Annotated in this window: 16 protein-coding genes; 7 read left to right on the forward strand and 9 right to left on the reverse strand. The window is 64.3% G+C overall.

What is annotated here, in order from left to right; genetic code table 11:
* The first annotated feature begins 186 nt into the window (after positions 1-186).
* A complete protein-coding gene (locus PCE31107_RS17970) occupies positions 187-405 on the forward strand; it encodes a hypothetical protein (protein ID WP_130027334.1) in 219 nt (72 codons plus the stop codon).
* Positions 406-562: 157 nt separating this feature from the next.
* The gene (locus PCE31107_RS17975; protein ID WP_130027999.1) at positions 563-1,066 is read left to right on the forward strand and encodes a M48 metallopeptidase family protein; all 504 of its coding nucleotides are present in this window, start codon (positions 563-565) and stop codon (positions 1,064-1,066) included.
* Positions 1,067-1,157: 91 nt separating this feature from the next.
* Here PCE31107_RS17975 and PCE31107_RS17980 read toward each other — a convergent pair whose 3' ends face one another.
* Together PCE31107_RS17980 and PCE31107_RS17985 are read right to left on the reverse strand one after the other, a co-directional pair.
* Positions 1,158-1,712, reverse strand: coding sequence for an outer membrane lipoprotein (locus PCE31107_RS17980; RefSeq protein WP_130027332.1), 555 nt, complete (start codon positions 1,710-1,712; stop codon positions 1,158-1,160).
* A gap of 469 nt (positions 1,713-2,181) precedes the next feature.
* Positions 2,182-2,658, reverse strand: coding sequence for a CBS domain-containing protein (locus PCE31107_RS17985; RefSeq protein ID WP_130027330.1), 477 nt, complete (start codon positions 2,656-2,658; stop codon positions 2,182-2,184).
* 585 nt (positions 2,659-3,243) lie between these two features.
* On the opposite strand from PCE31107_RS17985, the gene infA reads away from it, so the two are divergent.
* A complete protein-coding gene (gene infA, locus PCE31107_RS17990) occupies positions 3,244-3,465 on the forward strand; it encodes a translation initiation factor IF-1 (protein WP_017234638.1) in 222 nt (73 codons plus the stop codon).
* 297 nt (positions 3,466-3,762) lie between these two features.
* On the opposite strand, the gene PCE31107_RS17995 is transcribed toward infA, so the two are convergent.
* The 3 genes from PCE31107_RS17995 to PCE31107_RS18005 form a co-directional block, all read right to left on the reverse strand.
* Positions 3,763-4,059, reverse strand: coding sequence for an acylphosphatase (locus tag PCE31107_RS17995; RefSeq protein WP_026132080.1), 297 nt, complete (start codon positions 4,057-4,059; stop codon positions 3,763-3,765).
* A gap of 123 nt (positions 4,060-4,182) precedes the next feature.
* Positions 4,183-5,295 (reverse strand): metallophosphoesterase, encoded by a 1,113-nt coding sequence (locus PCE31107_RS18000; protein ID WP_150610128.1) that lies wholly within the window; start codon positions 5,293-5,295, stop codon positions 4,183-4,185.
* 187 nt (positions 5,296-5,482) lie between these two features.
* A complete protein-coding gene (locus PCE31107_RS18005) occupies positions 5,483-5,863 on the reverse strand; it encodes a nucleotide pyrophosphohydrolase (RefSeq protein ID WP_150610087.1) in 381 nt (126 codons plus the stop codon).
* Between the two features lie 174 nt (positions 5,864-6,037).
* On the opposite strand from PCE31107_RS18005, the gene PCE31107_RS18010 reads away from it, so the two are divergent.
* The 4 genes from PCE31107_RS18010 to PCE31107_RS18025 all read left to right on the forward strand — a co-directional run bounded on the left by PCE31107_RS18010 (position 6,038) and on the right by PCE31107_RS18025 (position 10,360).
* Entirely contained in the window at positions 6,038-6,385 is a 348-nt protein-coding gene (locus PCE31107_RS18010) for a 2Fe-2S iron-sulfur cluster-binding protein (protein WP_425494735.1), read from the forward strand.
* 63 nt (positions 6,386-6,448) lie between these two features.
* On the forward strand, positions 6,449-8,116 hold the full coding sequence (gene ettA, locus PCE31107_RS18015) for an energy-dependent translational throttle protein EttA (RefSeq protein WP_150610089.1): 1,668 nt from the start codon (positions 6,449-6,451) through the stop codon (positions 8,114-8,116).
* A 166-nt stretch (positions 8,117-8,282) separates the two neighbouring features.
* Positions 8,283-9,080, forward strand: a complete 798-nt coding sequence (locus PCE31107_RS18020; RefSeq protein ID WP_130027320.1) for a 3-hydroxybutyrate dehydrogenase — start codon at positions 8,283-8,285, stop codon at positions 9,078-9,080.
* A gap of 98 nt (positions 9,081-9,178) precedes the next feature.
* On the forward strand, positions 9,179-10,360 hold the full coding sequence (locus PCE31107_RS18025; protein ID WP_425494736.1) for a DUF3734 domain-containing protein: 1,182 nt from the start codon (positions 9,179-9,181) through the stop codon (positions 10,358-10,360).
* 125 nt (positions 10,361-10,485) lie between these two features.
* Here the strand turns inward: PCE31107_RS18025 and PCE31107_RS18030 are convergent, their stop codons facing one another.
* The 4 genes from PCE31107_RS18030 to PCE31107_RS18045 all read right to left on the reverse strand — a co-directional run bounded on the left by PCE31107_RS18030 (position 10,486) and on the right by PCE31107_RS18045 (position 15,267).
* Positions 10,486-12,111: a chemotaxis protein CheW gene (locus PCE31107_RS18030; RefSeq protein WP_150610091.1), complete on the reverse strand. Its 1,626-nt coding sequence runs from the start codon at positions 12,109-12,111 to the stop codon at positions 10,486-10,488.
* A 17-nt stretch (positions 12,112-12,128) separates the two neighbouring features.
* Positions 12,129-12,635: a chemotaxis protein CheD gene (locus PCE31107_RS18035; protein ID WP_130027997.1), complete on the reverse strand. Its 507-nt coding sequence runs from the start codon at positions 12,633-12,635 to the stop codon at positions 12,129-12,131.
* A complete protein-coding gene (locus PCE31107_RS18040; RefSeq protein ID WP_017234648.1) occupies positions 12,619-13,461 on the reverse strand; it encodes a CheR family methyltransferase in 843 nt (280 codons plus the stop codon). The genes PCE31107_RS18035 and PCE31107_RS18040 overlap by 17 nt, the downstream gene beginning before the upstream one ends.
* A gap of 108 nt (positions 13,462-13,569) precedes the next feature.
* On the reverse strand, positions 13,570-15,267 hold the full coding sequence (locus PCE31107_RS18045; RefSeq protein WP_150610092.1) for a methyl-accepting chemotaxis protein: 1,698 nt from the start codon (positions 15,265-15,267) through the stop codon (positions 13,570-13,572).
* Positions 15,268-15,708 lie beyond the last annotated feature (441 nt).

Genomic DNA, 15,708 nt, shown 5'->3' on the forward strand with positions numbered 1-15,708 from the left:
CGGCCGGCGTCAGATTCGGCAAGTCGCATCATGAAGCCGGCTGTCTTTCACGACATCCGGCTTCTTGCGTTTACGGCCTGCCCGCGTCAGGCGGCGGGGGCCGGTGTCGGCGAGGCAGTGAGCGTTGCCGGTACAATGACGGCTTTGCGCACGGCATGTTGACGCGCGCGCCGTGCTGAATTCCTCATGAGCAAACCTGCCCTCACTCTCAAGTTCAAGTGCACGAAGTGCGCCAAGCCGGTCACGTTGTATCTGCAGAAGACGACCGCGTGTTCGCACATCACGCCGTATCAGGGCTGGTGCAAGTGCGGTCAGTTGATGCGTCATGCCACCGGCGACAAAAGCGCGGTGGCGTCGTTCGTCGACTCGATGGACCCGCTATGGTCGCATCACCATCACCATTGAGCGCTGCGCTCGCGCTCGTAAGCGCGGCGTGGACTTGCGTGCGCGCGCCGTTCGCCCGGGTATTCGCTGGGCGGGCCGCTGAGGTGGCCCGGTTCGGCCGAGTGCATCATCCATGACCGCCGTGCTCACGCCGTGGCGTCCCGCGCCGAAGGATCCGATGCGCTTCATCGCCGCCTATCCCGCGGGCGTGCTTGCGCAAGTGCGAGAACTGGTCGAGGCGGGCCAACTGGCCGCACATCTTGATCGGCGCTATCCCGAGCGCCACACCGTGCAGACGGACCGCGCGCTGTATGAGTTCACGGCGCAGATCAAGCAGGATTACCTGCGCAGCGCTCCACCCATCCACAAGGTGGCCTACGACGCCAAAATCGATGTCGTGCATCACGCGCTGGGCCTGCATACGGCGATCTCGCGGGTGCAGGGTGGCAAGCTCAAGGCCAAGAAGGAGATTCGGGTCGCCTCGTTGTTCCGCGAAGCTCCGCCCGAGTTTTTGCGCATGATCGTGGTACACGAACTCGCGCACCTCAAGGAAAGCGACCACAACAAGGCCTTCTACCGCTTGTGCGAGTTTATGGAGCCCCGGTACCGTCAACTCGAATTCGATACGCGGCTGTTCCTCGTTCGGCGCGAGATCGAGGCCGCCGCGCCCGCGGCCGATTGACCCCTGCGTGCGGGCCAAACGACAACGCCCGCCGGCATGACACCGGCGGGCGTTGTTTTTGGGGACCGCGTTTGCCGTGACGCGCGAGCGATCAGTACGGATACACCGTATCGTTCGCGACGGCAGCCCGCTGACCCTGCTGAACGCGCAGCGGCGGCGCTTGCGTCACGGTCGCGACGCGACCGTCGTCCAGGCGCACGGTGATGCGGTACAGCACGTTCGGCTGACCCATGTTGTTCTCGATGCGATTTCCCGCAATGGCGCCGATCAACGCACCGCCGATGGTGGTAGCCGTGCGCCCGCGCCCGCCGCCCATCGTGTTGCCGAGCAGGCCGCCCGCTGCGCCGCCGAGTACCGTGCCGAGAATGTTCGGGCTGTTATTGTCGCCGTTCACTTGCTCGATCGATTCGACACGGCCATACATTGCCCCCGGAATCTGCTGCTGTTGCGGCTGCTGATAGCCCTGTTGGTAGCCCGGTTGCTGCTGATAGCCCTGTTGATAACCCGGCTGTTGGTAGCCCCCCTGCTGGTATCCCTGTTGATAGCCGCCTTGTTGGTACCCGTACTGCTGTCCCGGGGCAACGCAACCGGCCAACATGAGGGCGGCCAGTGCCGCGCTGATTCCCGTAAGTGTTTTGATGTTCATTTTGGTTCGTCCTCGTGAGCGTGAGGTAAATGCGCCATCACCGACATCCGCGGTGACGCCGCGCACCTTGTGGTAAGTCTATTGCGACCACGACGCGGAATGTAGGGTTCCGCAGACCTTTGTGCTGTAAGAAAAGGTAAGCGATTGTAATGGCGTGGTGCCTGCCGCGACGCCGGTTCCAGGCGCATTGTCGCCGTTTCGGGGCGCCCATCGATTATCGTCTTGCCAGGCGAGGCATGAGGGCATGCTCTGTCAATGCTTCATGAAAAGTGAGGGCTTACTAACGATTTGCGATTTGAACGGTGTTTGAGGTCACCATCCATCGGAGAGCGGCCGCTCCTCGCCACCGAGGCGACGATGCCGTGGGCCTGCCCGTGAGTGGGCGGGCGCCGACATTTTGAGGCGCGACCCGAAAAAAGCGCCTCGAATGAGGCGCCATATCCCTGATTGCGCTGCCGTGATCGTCGGGTCAGCTCGGCCGCGACGGTGTGCGGCCCGCCAGCGCGGCGCCACCTCCCATGATGTAATTCTCCAACTGGTCGATGGTGAACTGCTGTTCCGTGATGATGGCCTTGACCAGGTCGCCGATGGAAAGCAGGCCGATCAGTTCGCCGTCTTTCATGACAGGCAGGTGACGAATGCGATGTTCCGTCATCAGCGACATGCATTCGTCGTTGGTCTGCTCGGGGCCGACGTAACGCACGGCTGAGGTCATCACGTCGCGCACCGGGGTATTGACCGAGGTGCGCCCCATGAGGGCGACTTTTCGCGCGTAATCGCGCTCGGTGAAGATGCCGATGATCGTGCGACCGTCTTCGCTGACCAGCACCGCCCCGATGCGTGCTTCGGCCATCAGGGTCAAGGCATCGAGTACCGAATCGGACGGGCGCACCTTGTACACCGTGTCGACCGATTTGGACTTCAGGATCTGAGCGACTGTTTTCATGGTCATCCTCCTGCGGGCTGCGGGTACTTACAGCATAGTTGAGGGCGGGCCGCGCGTCATGCTCGCGTTGTCCCCGAGTGAATCAGGGCGCGGCAGACCCGCGCGGGCGCCCCGCCCCGCCGCTTTTGTGCATTGCGCCACCCAGCGGTGGCCAGAGCCCTCCAGGTTGCTGCCCGAATGCCATTTTTTTCCCACGAGCAACGTAGAAAGGCGTATCCTAGCGGGATCGGCGAAAATTCGTCGATCATCGCCTGACGATCGCGAAAAGCTTTATCGGCGTCGCTGACAGCCATGTCTTGCGAGCCGGATCACTCGCTGTGCCGATGGCGCAGACCCCACGGTCTTCGCCCTCCCGACACACACTGCTCGTCATTGTGGCACTGCCGCAATGTGCCTTGCTCCTTCGAACCATCGCCGCGTTTCGGTGCACCGCCATGCTGTCATGGCCAGTCCACCGGGTAGGCTCCTTTTGGCGTTCGATGTGCACCCGGTCACCGCCAGGGTGCGGCGACGGTATTGGCGAACGAACCTTCAGTAACATCGGTGCTGCGCTCTCGCGAGCGGCACCCTCAAGAGGACACGATATTGGCCAAGGAAGAACTGATCGAATTCAGCGGACACGTTTCGGATGTATTGCCGGACAATCGCTTTCGCGTCACGCTCGAAAACGGCGTGGTAGTGATGGCATATGCGAGCGGCCGTATGCAGAAGAACCGCATCCGCATTCTCGCGGGTGACCGCGTGACGCTGGAAATGTCGCCCTATGACCTGAGCAAGGGCCGCATCAACTATCGTCACAAGAATTAAGTCAGCGAAAACGTCTGGCTTTTGCGCGTCGCAGGCATCGCCTTGACGCGCACGGAAGCGATGCGCGGCGACCCGAGGGTCGGTCGCTGCCCGTCACTTCGCATTTTCTGCCGAATTTCCCCTCGCGTTTCCCTCCGCATTCCCCCTCGGATTTCCCCTCCCGAGTCGATCCCCGGATAGTCCCCGTATTGCTCGCAGAACGTGCTGCCCGAGCGGCTGCCATTCGCGCCCGCCCGACGTCAGCGAGTCTCGACGGCGAGGCGTAGGCGAGGTCGGCGGGGCGCGGGTGTCGTGCCGTCAGAGTTGTTCGAAGCGATCGAACCGGCGACCCGTGTATTCCACTTCGCTTTCGAAAGCCGTCACGCGCGCGCCAGGTGGGCCGTGCCGCATCCATTCGAGCATTTTGTCGACTTGATCGGGCGTGCCTTGCACCAGCGCGAGAATGTCGCCCTCGGGCAGTGCCTGCACCCAACCGCGCACGCCAATCAGGTGCCCTTCGCGCACGGCCGCCTGCCGGTACCCCACGCCTTGAATCTTGCCGCGCAAACGCACGGCAACGGTTTCTAGCGTGGAACTGGGCGAGAGTGACTTCATGGCGGCGAGCAGCGGAAAAAGCGACGACAGGGATTCGAAAGACGAGCCTTCAGGGAAGCGGCGATTGTAGCGCCATCGTTTGACGCTTGCCCGCCCGGTTGTCCGTACGCGCGCCCTCGCGGCTCAGTCCTTGCCCGTGACCAGCCGCAGACGCGTGATCTCCGACGGGGCGCCGAAGCGCTTGGGCGGCCCCCAGTAGCCCGTGCCCCGACTGACATAGATGGCCAGCCGGCCGAGCCGGTGCAGGCCATGCACGTAAGGTTGTTGCAGCGGCACGAAGTACATCCACGGCCAGAACTGCCCGCCGTGCGTGTGTCCCGAGAGTTGCAGATCGAAGCCGGCTTCGCGCGCCGCCGGCGCGCTGCGTGGCTGATGCGCGAGCAACACACGCGGCACACCTTCGGGGGCTCCGGCCACGGCCGCGAGCGGGTTGCTCGACTTTTCCGGGTCGAAATGGTGCGCGGTGAAGTCGGTCACGCCAGCCACGGTAAGCGACGCGCCTTCGTGAGCGAGCACCACGTGCTCGTTTTCGAGCACCGTCAGGCCGATGCGCCGCAATTCTTCGACCCAGGCCGGCGCACCCGAGTAGTACTCGTGGTTGCCGGTACACACGTAGGTACCGTGGCGCGAGGTAAGCTGCGCGAGCGGTGCGATATGCTCGCGCAAGGCGGGCACCCCACCGTCGACCAGGTCGCCGGTAATGGCGATGAGGTCGGGCGAGAGGTCGTTGGCGGCCTCGACGATGGCCTCGATATAGCTGCGGCGAATCGTGGAACTCACGTGAATGTCGCTCAACTGCACGATCGTGAATCCGTGGAGTTCGGGCGGCAGGTTGGCGATGGGGACGTCCACGTCGACCACGCGCGCGAGGCGTCGTGCATTGTAGAAGCCCAGCAACGTGGCGATGGCGGTGAGCATCAGCACGATCACCGCCGAGCGGACGACGAGCTGCGCGTCGAGTGCCGAGATGAGCATCGCCACGCCGAGCACGACGTCGCGCAGCACTGTGAGCACGAACAGTGTCGAGAAGATGCCGATGGCCGTCATGCCGGTCCAGGTCAGCAGCGTCGCGAGCGGCTCCCGTTGGATCGCGCGGCTCATCAGGCCGAGCGGAATGAGCGCGACCGAGGCGGCAAGCCACAGTCCGCCCACCACCTTCCAGCCGACGGCGACCGGTAACGGCGTAAGCAAACGCCAGCCGATGTAGGCATGCAACAGCGCGATGAGCGCGAGCATCAACCAGCGCGGACGCGCGGGCAGGGTGCGCCGTGGCGATTTGCCGTGCGCGTGGGCGGCGTCTGGCGAGGGGCGGGATGCGGTTGAAGCGTGTGGGGAGGGTGACATGGCGTTGTCTGTTCGAAATTCGGGGGCGGACGAGCTCACTATCGGGGCGCGCGGCGCAATCGCAAGGGCGGCAGACGAATTACGCAGGCGGTGCGGGGTATTTCCGCGCGTTCATGACGAGCTTGTCCGCCACGGCGCGGTTCAGGTCGACACCAAGGACCGACGACAATCGCACGAGATACATGGCGATATCGGCCAGTTCCTGCTCGACGTGTCGGGCCTCGGTCGTCTGCATGACGGCCTGGGCTTCGGCGTCGGTTTGCCACTGGAAGATTTCGACCAGTTCCGCCACTTCAACGGACAACGCCATCGCGAGGTTTTTGGGCGTGTGGTACTGCTGCCAGTGTCGCGCATCCGCGAACGCCTGCAGGGCGGTTTCCAGTCCGGCCGTCTCGATGAGACGCGCAGGGGGGGCGTCGGCGTTGCCTTGTGCAGAAGCTTCGTTCAGAGCAGCGGTCATGGGGTGCGAAGTTCGGAGAAGGTCGGGAGGCGACCCCCTGTCAGCCGGCGGGCCGACGGCGGACTGGGTAAACGCGACAAAAAGCCGCGGGAACGGAGTATGGTAGCGCGTTGGCGCTGGATGCGCCGTGCACCCTCCTCGTTCCTGCCCCTGTCGCTCCCGAGCTCGCCGCCCTTGGACCGTTTCACGCCCGACCCCGCGCCATCCGACGCAAAGCCCGAGCCGGTCTCCTGCCGCGTCACGCTCGTGCCGTCGGGCTGGCACTTCGACGCCCCGGCCGACACGCCGATCCTGCTCGCGGCGCAATCCGCCGGCATCAAGCTGCCGAGCCTGTGCCGCAACGGTACCTGCCGCGCCTGTCTGTGCCGGGCCCAAACCGGCGGCGAGCCCGCCCCGGTGGCTTACCGCATCGCGTGGCCCGGGCTGTCGCGCGAGGAGAAAGCCGACGGATGGCTGCTGCCGTGCTGCGCCTATGCCCGCGCCGACCTCGTCATCGACGCGCCCGACGCCACGCTTTGTTAAACTTGGCGCTATCTGACGCTCGCCCCCGAGCCGACATAACCGATTCAGGATCAGGAAAGCCGAATGGCACAGTACGTATTCAGCATGAACCGCGTGGGCAAGATCGTGCCGCCCAAGCGTCACATTCTCAAGGACATCTCCCTGTCGTTCTTCCCAGGCGCCAAGATCGGCGTGCTGGGCCTGAACGGTTCGGGCAAATCGACCCTGCTCAGGATCATGGCCGGCGTCGACAAGGAGATCGAGGGCGAAGCGGTCCCGATGCCGAACCTGAACATCGGTTATCTGCCGCAGGAGCCGCAACTCGATCCGGAGCAGACCGTGCGTGAAGCCGTTGAAGGCGGCATGGGCGAAGTCTTCGAGGCCCGCACGAAGCTCGACGAGATCTACGCCGCCTACGCCGAACCGGACGCCGACTTCGACGCGCTCGCCGCCGAGCAGGCGAAGTACGAAGCGATTCTCGCCGCGAGCGACGGCAACAACATCGAACAAACGCTGGAAGTGGCCGCCGACGCGCTGCGTCTGCCGCCGTGGGACGCCACGATCGGCGTGCTCTCCGGCGGTGAGAAGCGCCGCGTGGCATTGGCACGTCTGCTGCTCTCGAAGCCCGACATGCTGCTGCTCGACGAACCGACCAACCACCTGGACGCCGAATCGGTCGATTGGCTCGAACAGTTCCTCACGCGCTTCCCGGGTACCGTGGTGGCCGTCACCCACGATCGCTACTTCCTCGACAATGCCGCCGAGTGGATTCTCGAACTCGACCGCGGGCAAGGCATTCCCTGGAAGGGCAACTACAGCTCCTGGCTCGACCAGAAGGAGCAGCGCCTGAAGCAGGAAGAGGCGACCGAGTCGGCGCGTCAGAAGGCGCTCCACAAGGAACTGGAGTGGGTGCGTCAGAACCCGAAGGGCCGTCAGGCGAAGTCGAAGGCGCGTCTCGCCCGGTTCGACGAACTGAATAGCCAGGAATACCAGAAGCGCAACGAAACCCAGGAAATCTTCATCCCGGTGGGTGAGCGTCTGGGCAACGAAGTCGTCGAGTTCAAGCACGTGTCGAAGGCGTTCGGCGACCGTCTGCTGATCGACGACCTGAGCTTTAACGTGCCGCCGGGCGCCATCGTCGGCATCATCGGCCCGAACGGCGCCGGTAAATCGACCTTCTTCAAGATGCTGACGGGCCGCGAGCAGCCGGACAGCGGAGAGATCAAGATCGGGCCGACGGTCAAGATGGCCTATGTCGACCAGAGCCGCGACGCGCTCGATGGCAGCAAGACCGTGTTCGAAGAGATCGCGGGCGGTGCCGACATGCTGACGGTGGGCAAGTATCAAACGCCGTCGCGTGCCTACATCGGGCGCTTCAACTTCAAGGGCTCTGACCAGCAGAAGCAGGTCGGATCGCTCTCGGGCGGCGAGCGCGGGCGCCTGCACATGGCCAAGACGCTGATTTCCGGCGGCAACGTGTTGCTGCTCGATGAACCGTCGAACGATCTGGACGTCGAAACCCTGCGCGCACTCGAGGACGCCCTGCTCGAGTTCGCCGGTTGCGTGATGGTCATCTCGCACGACCGCTGGTTCCTCGATCGTATCGCCACGCATATTCTGGCCTTCGAAGGCAACTCGCACGTCGAGTTCTTCCCGGGCAACTATCAGGAATACGAGGCGGACAAGAAGAAGCGCCTTGGCGAGGAGGGCGCAAAACCGACGCGAATCCGCTACAAGCCGATCGCGCGGTAAGGCACGAGAGGGCGCCGCAAGGCGCCTTTTCTGTTTGAACGACGGTTCGGCGAGCGCATGACAAGTGCGTGGCAGTCGGCCGGCTGTCATTACCCGTGTTCGACGTGCCATGCTGGCGCCCGGTGCGCCGCATGACCCGCCATTTTAACGAATCAGGAGTGTGCAAATGAGCCAGTCAGTGAATCAGTTGAATGGGAAAGTCGCCGTGGTGACCGGTGCCGCCAGCGGCATCGGCCGCGAAATTGCGCTCACGCTCGCGCGTGCCGGTGCGGCCGTGGCCATTGCCGATCTGAACCAGCAGGGCGCGGACGCCGTGGCGCAAGAAATCGAGGCCGCCGGTGGCCGCGCCATTGGCGTGGCGATGGACGTGACCAGCGAAGAGGCGGTGAACAGCGGCATCGACAAGGTGGCGGCGACCTTTGGGTCGGTCGATATCTTGATCTCGAACGCGGGCATCCAGATCGTCAATCCCATCGAGAACTACTCGTTCGCCGATTGGAAGAAGATGCAGGCGATTCACGTGGACGGTGCCTTCCTCACGACCAAGGCGGCGCTCAAGCATATGTACAAGGACGACCGCGGCGGCATCGTCATCTACATGGGCTCGGTGCATTCGCATGAGGCGTCGCCACTGAAGTCGGCGTACGTGGCGGCCAAGCATGCGCTGCTTGGACTCGCGCGCGTGCTCGCCAAGGAAGGCGCGAAGCACAACGTGCGCTCGCACGTCATCTGCCCTGGCTTCGTGCGCACGCCGCTCGTCGACAAGCAGATTCCGGAGCAGGCTAAGGAATTGGGGATTTCGGAAGACGAGGTCATCAAGAAGGTCATGCTCGGCGGTACGGTCGATGGCGTATTCACCACCGTCGACGACGTTGCGCAAACCGCGCTCTTCCTCGCCACATTCCCGACGGCCGCATTCACCGGCCAGTCGTTCGTGGTGAGCCACGGCTGGTTCATGCAGTAACGCGCCGACGGTGCGGGGGCGCCGGCCGCGTCATGCGCCGGCGCCGTCCCGTTCGGTCGCGCCTCGATTCAGCCTCAGATAGCTTCAGGAGAACGGTCATGACGGCCAACCCGCCGAAAGTCCCCAAACGTGCCATTGACCTCCCACCTTACGAGACGGTCGCGCTCGTCTTGCAAGGCGGTGGTGCGCTCGGGGCCTATCAGGCAGGCGTATACGCCGGTCTGTTCGAGGCCGGCATCGCGCCGAACTGGATTGCAGGTATTTCCATCGGGGCGCTCAATACCGCGATCATCGCGGGCAATCCCCCCGAGCGTCGTGTGGCACAGCTCGAAGCGTTCTGGCGCACGATCTGCGAGCCCGCTGTTTTCCCGCCGTTGCCGGCACCGCTGGAGGCGGCCATCCTCAATGGCCCCGAGATGGGACGCATCGCCTACAGCGCATGGCAGGCATGGCGCGCCGTCGCCGAAGGCCAGAAGGGCTTCTTCACGCCACGCTGGCCACAGCCGTTGCCCGCGGCGATGGGCGACCCGGCGCACGCAAGCTACTACGACACCACGGCGCTGCGCGGCACGCTGGAGCGTTTCGTCGACTTCGACCGAATCAATGCATGCGAGACGCGCGTGTCCGTGGGCGCCGTCAATGTGCAAACGGGCAATTTCGTCTACTTCGACAACACGCGTGAAAAGCTGCGCGCGGAGCATTTCATGGCATCGGGGGCCTTGCCGCCGGGGTTTCCCGCCGTGGAGATCGACGGACAGTATTTCTGGGACGGCGGCCTCGTGTCGAATACGCCGCTCTCGGAGGTGCTCGGCACGTCGCCGCGCCGCGACACGCTCGCGTTCCAGGTGGATCTGTGGAGTGCGCGCGGGCCACTGCCTGACAATCTGAACGATGTCGCGGGCCGCCAGAAGGACATCCAGTTTTCGAGCCGAACGCGCTTGGTGACCGACAATCTGCAGCGCGCCCAGCACTATCGTCGCGTGTTGCGCGAAGTGCTCGAGCGTGTGCCGGCCGACGTTCGCATGCGCGACCCGTGGTGTCACGCGGCGCAGGAGATCGCTTGCAGCAAGCGCTATAACGTCATCCAGCTCATCTATCGCAACAAGGAAAACGAGGGGCACTACAAGGACTATCAGTTCGGACTCGCGACCATGCTCGATCACTGGGCAAGCGGACTCGACGACGTGCGCCGCACGCTCACGCATGCCGACTGGCTGTCCATGCCCGACGACACCTCGGGCTTCGTCACGCACGACATCCATCGTCACGAAGTCGTCTGACCCGTCGTTATCGGGCTTCATCTCGTTCGAACTACCCCTGTGGCGTGCCCCCCGACACGCCACAGGGCCCCGCGACCGGCGCTTGCGAATCGCCGGCACTTCGTTGAACGGATCCGCTTACCTGCTCACACCACCGGCCGCGCCAGCGCCGTCGCCATCCGCTGCTTGAGCGGTTGCAGATCGAGCAGCATGGCCGTGCGCGCGGTGCCGTCTGCGGCGGGCAACTCGACGGCTTCGCGCATGTCGTTGCGCATTTCGTGCGTGGCGCGTCCGAGCAGCATGGCGGGCACCGGCAGCTTGTCCGCCTCGTCGAGCGTAACGATGTTCTCGATGGCGTCGACGAGCAGCCCGAGCTTGTCCTTTCCATGTTCGATGACGAGAATCTTGCGCGCCTGCGCATCGTCTTGCGGCGGCATGCCGTACAGCGTGCGCAGATCGACGATGGCCACCAGTTCACGTCGCAAATTGAGCATGCCGCGCACAAAGGGCGGTGCGCCCGGCGCGGGCATGATGTCCGCTGAGTCGTGAATGATCTCGCGCAACTGATCGAGACGCACGGCCAGCATGTGCTGCAGACGGAACGACACATACGCGTGGCGTGTGCCGCGTGACGACCTGACCCCGGTGCCGCGCCATGCCGAATCGCCTGGCGTCGCGCGCTGTGCGCTGTCCGTCTCCCGGTATAGCTCGCGATGGCCGCGTGTGAGCTCGAGCACCTGCGAATGCGTGAAGAGTTCGTCGGCGTTGAGCAGCACGATATCGTCGGCTTGCTCGCGCGCGATGCAGCCCGAGAAGAGCTGCGCGTGCGAGGCGCTGAAGGACGGCATGGCGAGCAACTCGTCGGCGAAGTACGTCACGATGCTGTCCACGGCGTCCACCAGCAGACCGAAATGCACGTCTTCCTGCTTGACGATCAGAATCCGTCGCGGGTCCGACGCCGTGCCCGCAATTTCGGGCTCGGGGCGGCAAGGGTGCAGGCCGAGGAAGTGAGCGAAGTCGATGACCGGCACGACGGTGCCGCGCAGATTGAGCATGCCGACGCAAAACACGCTGGCGAGCGCCGAATTTTGCAAGTCGGGAATCCGGATGATTTCGCGAATCGCACTCATCGGCAGCGCCAGGCGCGATTGCTCGACCGTGAACGACACGCATTGCAGGCGCTGACGCTGCTGGCGGCGCTGCGGCGCGCTCAGCGCCTGACGCGCGAGCAATTGCGGCATGTTCTCGATGCGCACGAGGGCACTCGGCGCGAGAATCTGCAGGATGCGGTCGCCGTCATCGAGCTTGATGGCCCCGCAGACGACCTGCGGCGCCGTGTGCGACGGGTCGTACTCGAACCCGGTGCGCTGCGATGCGCGCACACGCAGAATCTCGCTCGTGGCGTCGAACAGTAATCCCACCCGTACGCCCTCGACGTCGACAATTGCAATCTTCTCGCTCGCGGGTGCCGGCCTGTCCGGCGCGTCGGCGCCCATTGCCAGCAGCGGCTTGAGATCGACGATGGGAATGAGCGTGCCGCGCAGGTTGAACAGGCCAAGCAAAAAGGGTGGCGAGAGCGGCACGGGCGTGACGCGCGCCGGATAGTTCACCACCTCCTGCAATGCCGCGATGGGCAGCGCGAATTCCACGTCGCCCAGATGAAACGAGCCGAAGACTTCGACGTCGTCCGGCGTTGAAGCGCGCGGCAGCACCGTGGTGTCGGCGACGGCGTCGCGCTGCGGAAGCGGAAATTCGGGGGTCGGTGCATTCATGATGGTGGTCCCGGGCGTCAGAGGGCGGGCGAGGTCGGTGCCGCCGCCGCCCCATGGGTACCGATCGTGCGCACATGGAACGTGTGGTGCGCGCAGTGGATCGTCAGTTGCCGACCGATTTCGCCGCCGACCTCGACGTGCACGATCGGAATGCCGGTCTCGGCCATCAGGGCCTGTGCCATCGCGGCGTTCGCCACGCCGATCAGCCCGTGCCGGGCGGGAGGCTGGTGCGGCATCATGTTGCCGCCGCCCGCGATCACCGCCTCGATTTCGCTGCGGCGTGCGCGGTCCGCCCGCATCAGCGCGAGGAGCGACGGCACGGCTTGCGTGACGTACTTCGCCCCGATAGCGAAGGTGGGGTTCGGCGCTTCGGGCAACAGGCAGTGCGCGAGGCCGTAGAGTCCGCGCGCGCGCCACATCAGACCGATACCCACGCATGAGCCGAGGGTAGCGCGCAGCACGTCTTCGCCGCGCCCGATGCGCACCTCGCCCATCAACACCTGGATGTCATGCGACGGCCCCATTCGATGCCCCCTGGTTCCGGTAAATGAGCGGTTGCTCAAACTGGTAGCCGGTCGAGAGCCGCGTCAGCGACTCCGATTCTCCGACAATCAACACGCCATCGGGGGTCAGCGTGTGGCGAACGTTCTCGAGAACGCGTTCCTGATCGGCGGATTCGAAATAGATCAGTACATTGCGCAGCATGACGAGATCGAACGCGTCGCGACGTGGCATGCGCTGGTACAGGTTGTGCTCGGCGAACGTGATGTGCGCTCGAAGTTCGGGGGCGACGGTGAAGCCGCCGGCGCCCGGGCGGAAGTACTTTGCGAGCATGGCCGGACGCTGTTGCTTGAGACCGTCGATGCTGCGCCCGCTGAAGTTGCCGGCCATGGCCACCGCCAGCACCTGGCTCGAAATATCGGTGGCGTGAATCTGGTACTGAAAGCCGCTGTGCCGAGCGCGGAATTCCTCGCAGAGCATCGCGGCAGAGTAGGACTCCTCGCCGGAAGACGCTGCGGCCGACCACATCCGGAACATCCGGCCGGGATTCGCGGCATGCCAGCGCGGCAGGTAGTGTTGCGCGAAATAATCCCAGACGCGCGGCGTGCGAAAGAACGTGGTCTCGTTCGTCGTGACCAGATTCACGAAGTTGCGCACTTCGTCGGGCGTGTTCTCGAGCAGCGCCAGATAGTCGCGGTAGCTGCACAGCGAGAGCGTGCGCAGGCGCGGGCGAAGACGGCCCTGCAACATCGTCCACTTCTTCTCGTTCATCGAGATGCCGGTGTGCCGGTGGACAGCGCGCAGAAGCGCCTGCTGGGTACCGGGATCGGCGTCGGCTTCGATTTCCATATTGGCCCCTCGTGGCGGACGTGTGATCCGGCGCGGCACGAACGACCGCCACCGGGAGATCCCGGCGAACGGCCCGGGCCGATGCCCGTGGTGTTCGCCGGATGGGGCTTACACCTTGAATCGCGACACGGTCCGGTCGAGGTCTTGCGCACCGTGGTTGAGTCCGGTGGTCGCCTGCGCGATGGTCTCGCAGGCGCCGGCGGATTTCTCCGTCTCTTCCGCCACGTGCTGAATGGCAAGGCTCACTTCGCGAGCGGCAACGAGTTGCTCTTCCGCCGCGCAGGAGATTTCGGAGATCGCCTGCGTGGTACGCGATACGCCGCCGACGATCTTCTCGAACGCCTCACCGGCCTGTCGCGACACGTCGCTGCCTTGCGCCACCCGCTTGGTCGACTCGTTGATCAGCTTGGAGATTTCCTTGGTCGCCTGCGACGAGCGTTCGGCGAGCTTGCGAACTTCGTCGGCCACGACCGAGAAGCCGAGGCCGTGTTCGCCGGCGCGGGCCGCCTCGATGGCCGCATTGAACGCGAGCAGATTGGTTTGCCCGGCGATCTCGCCGATCACCTTCACGATCTCGCTGATGTCTTCCGACGACTTGTTGATCAGCTCCATGGCTTCGACCGAACGCGCGATCGCACGGGCGCCGGTTTCGGCTTCCTGTTGCGTTGCCTTGGCGAGCTGGTCGGCGCCCTTGGTGTTGTCCGCAATCGAGTTGATCGAGGCCGTCAGCTCCTCGATCGACGCGTTCATTTCCTCTACCGTCGCACCGAGCGCTTGTGCGCCGGTGGCGACGGTATTGGCGCGGTCGGCGATATCGCGCGAGGCGCCCGAGAACTCGCCCGCCGATTTGACCACCTTGCCGATCACCCCGCGCAAGTCGTCCATCATGTGGCGAATGCCGTCGGCCAACTGGTCGATGGGGTCCTCGCCCGCCACGGCGATCTCGCCCGTGAGGTCGCCCGCCGCCGCGCGATTGACCGTGTCGAGCAGCAGCGCCACCTTGCGCTGGTCGTCTTCGGCGCGGCGCTTCACGCTCGCTTCCAGTTCGACCTGCTGGGTGATATCGGTGGCGAACTTCACAACCTTGTAGGGGCGGCCGCTCGCGTCGAGGATCGGGTTGTATGTCGCCTGGATCCAGACTTCCCGCCCGCCGCGTCCGATGCGCTTGTAGCGGCCCGCGTCGAACTCGCCGCGATTGAGCTTCCCCCAGAAATCGCGATAGGTCGGCGACGCGGCGTAATCCGCCTCGCAGAACATGCGGTGGTGTTTGCCGCGAATCTCGTCGAGCGAGTAGCCGAGCGTGGTCAGAAAGTTGTCGTTGGCGGCGATGACCGTGCCGTCGAGGTCGAATTCGATGACGGCCTGGGCGAGGTCCATGGCGCGCACCTTACCTTCGAATTCGGCCTGGCGTGCGCGATCCGCCGTGATGTCCGTGGCGAACTTGATGACCTTGTACGCGGTGCCATGGGCGTCGAACACCGGGTTGTACGACGCGCGGATCCACACCTCGCGGCCGCCTTTGCCGATGCGCTTGTATTCGCCGGCGTCGAACTCGCCGCGGCCCAGCTTGGCCCAGAAGTCGCGGTATGCACCGGACGCCGCGTAGTCGGACTCGCAGAAGATGCGGTGATGCTGCCCCCGTATTTCGTCGAGTTGGTATCCGACGGTCTGCAGGAAATTCTCGTTGGCGTGCAGGATCTGACCCTGCAAATCGAACTCAATGACGGCCTGCACGCGATTGAGCGCCGCGCTGACGGCCTGTAGTTCCTGTTGTTCCATCTGTAATTCAGGTGTGGCGATTTCCATGACGTTCTCCCTTGATACGCTTGCCCCGGCGCGTGTCGTGCGGCCGCCACGAAAGGGATGCTGCGCTAACGCTGCGTTGGCGTGCAGTCCTCTATAGACGCGATTACGACAGGGAAGCCGGCAACTTGAGATCGGGCCAACCCGCACGTCGTTTGTTGCCGAGAACGGTGAATCCCGTTGAAAGCCGCGCCAAATAAGACGCTCACGATAAAGCAACCGTGTGAGAAGTCGACGCGCATATGTCGTCGATACATTTCAAACGCTCAAATGAAGTGGAATTCTCAGGAGGCTTGCACAGTGGGCGATGCAGGCGAGGCGCGCGATCCGGTGTTGGGCTTCCGGGGGCATGCGGGGCGGAGGATCGGGAAAAAGTCCTCCTCCCGCGTCTGAAACGGGAGGAGGGGTAGACGCAAAGTCGCTCTCTTCGGGGCATTTGAAAGG

It is taken from the genome of Pandoraea cepalis (genome assembly GCF_902459625.1).
Taxonomy (GTDB): domain Bacteria; phylum Pseudomonadota; class Gammaproteobacteria; order Burkholderiales; family Burkholderiaceae; genus Pandoraea; species Pandoraea cepalis.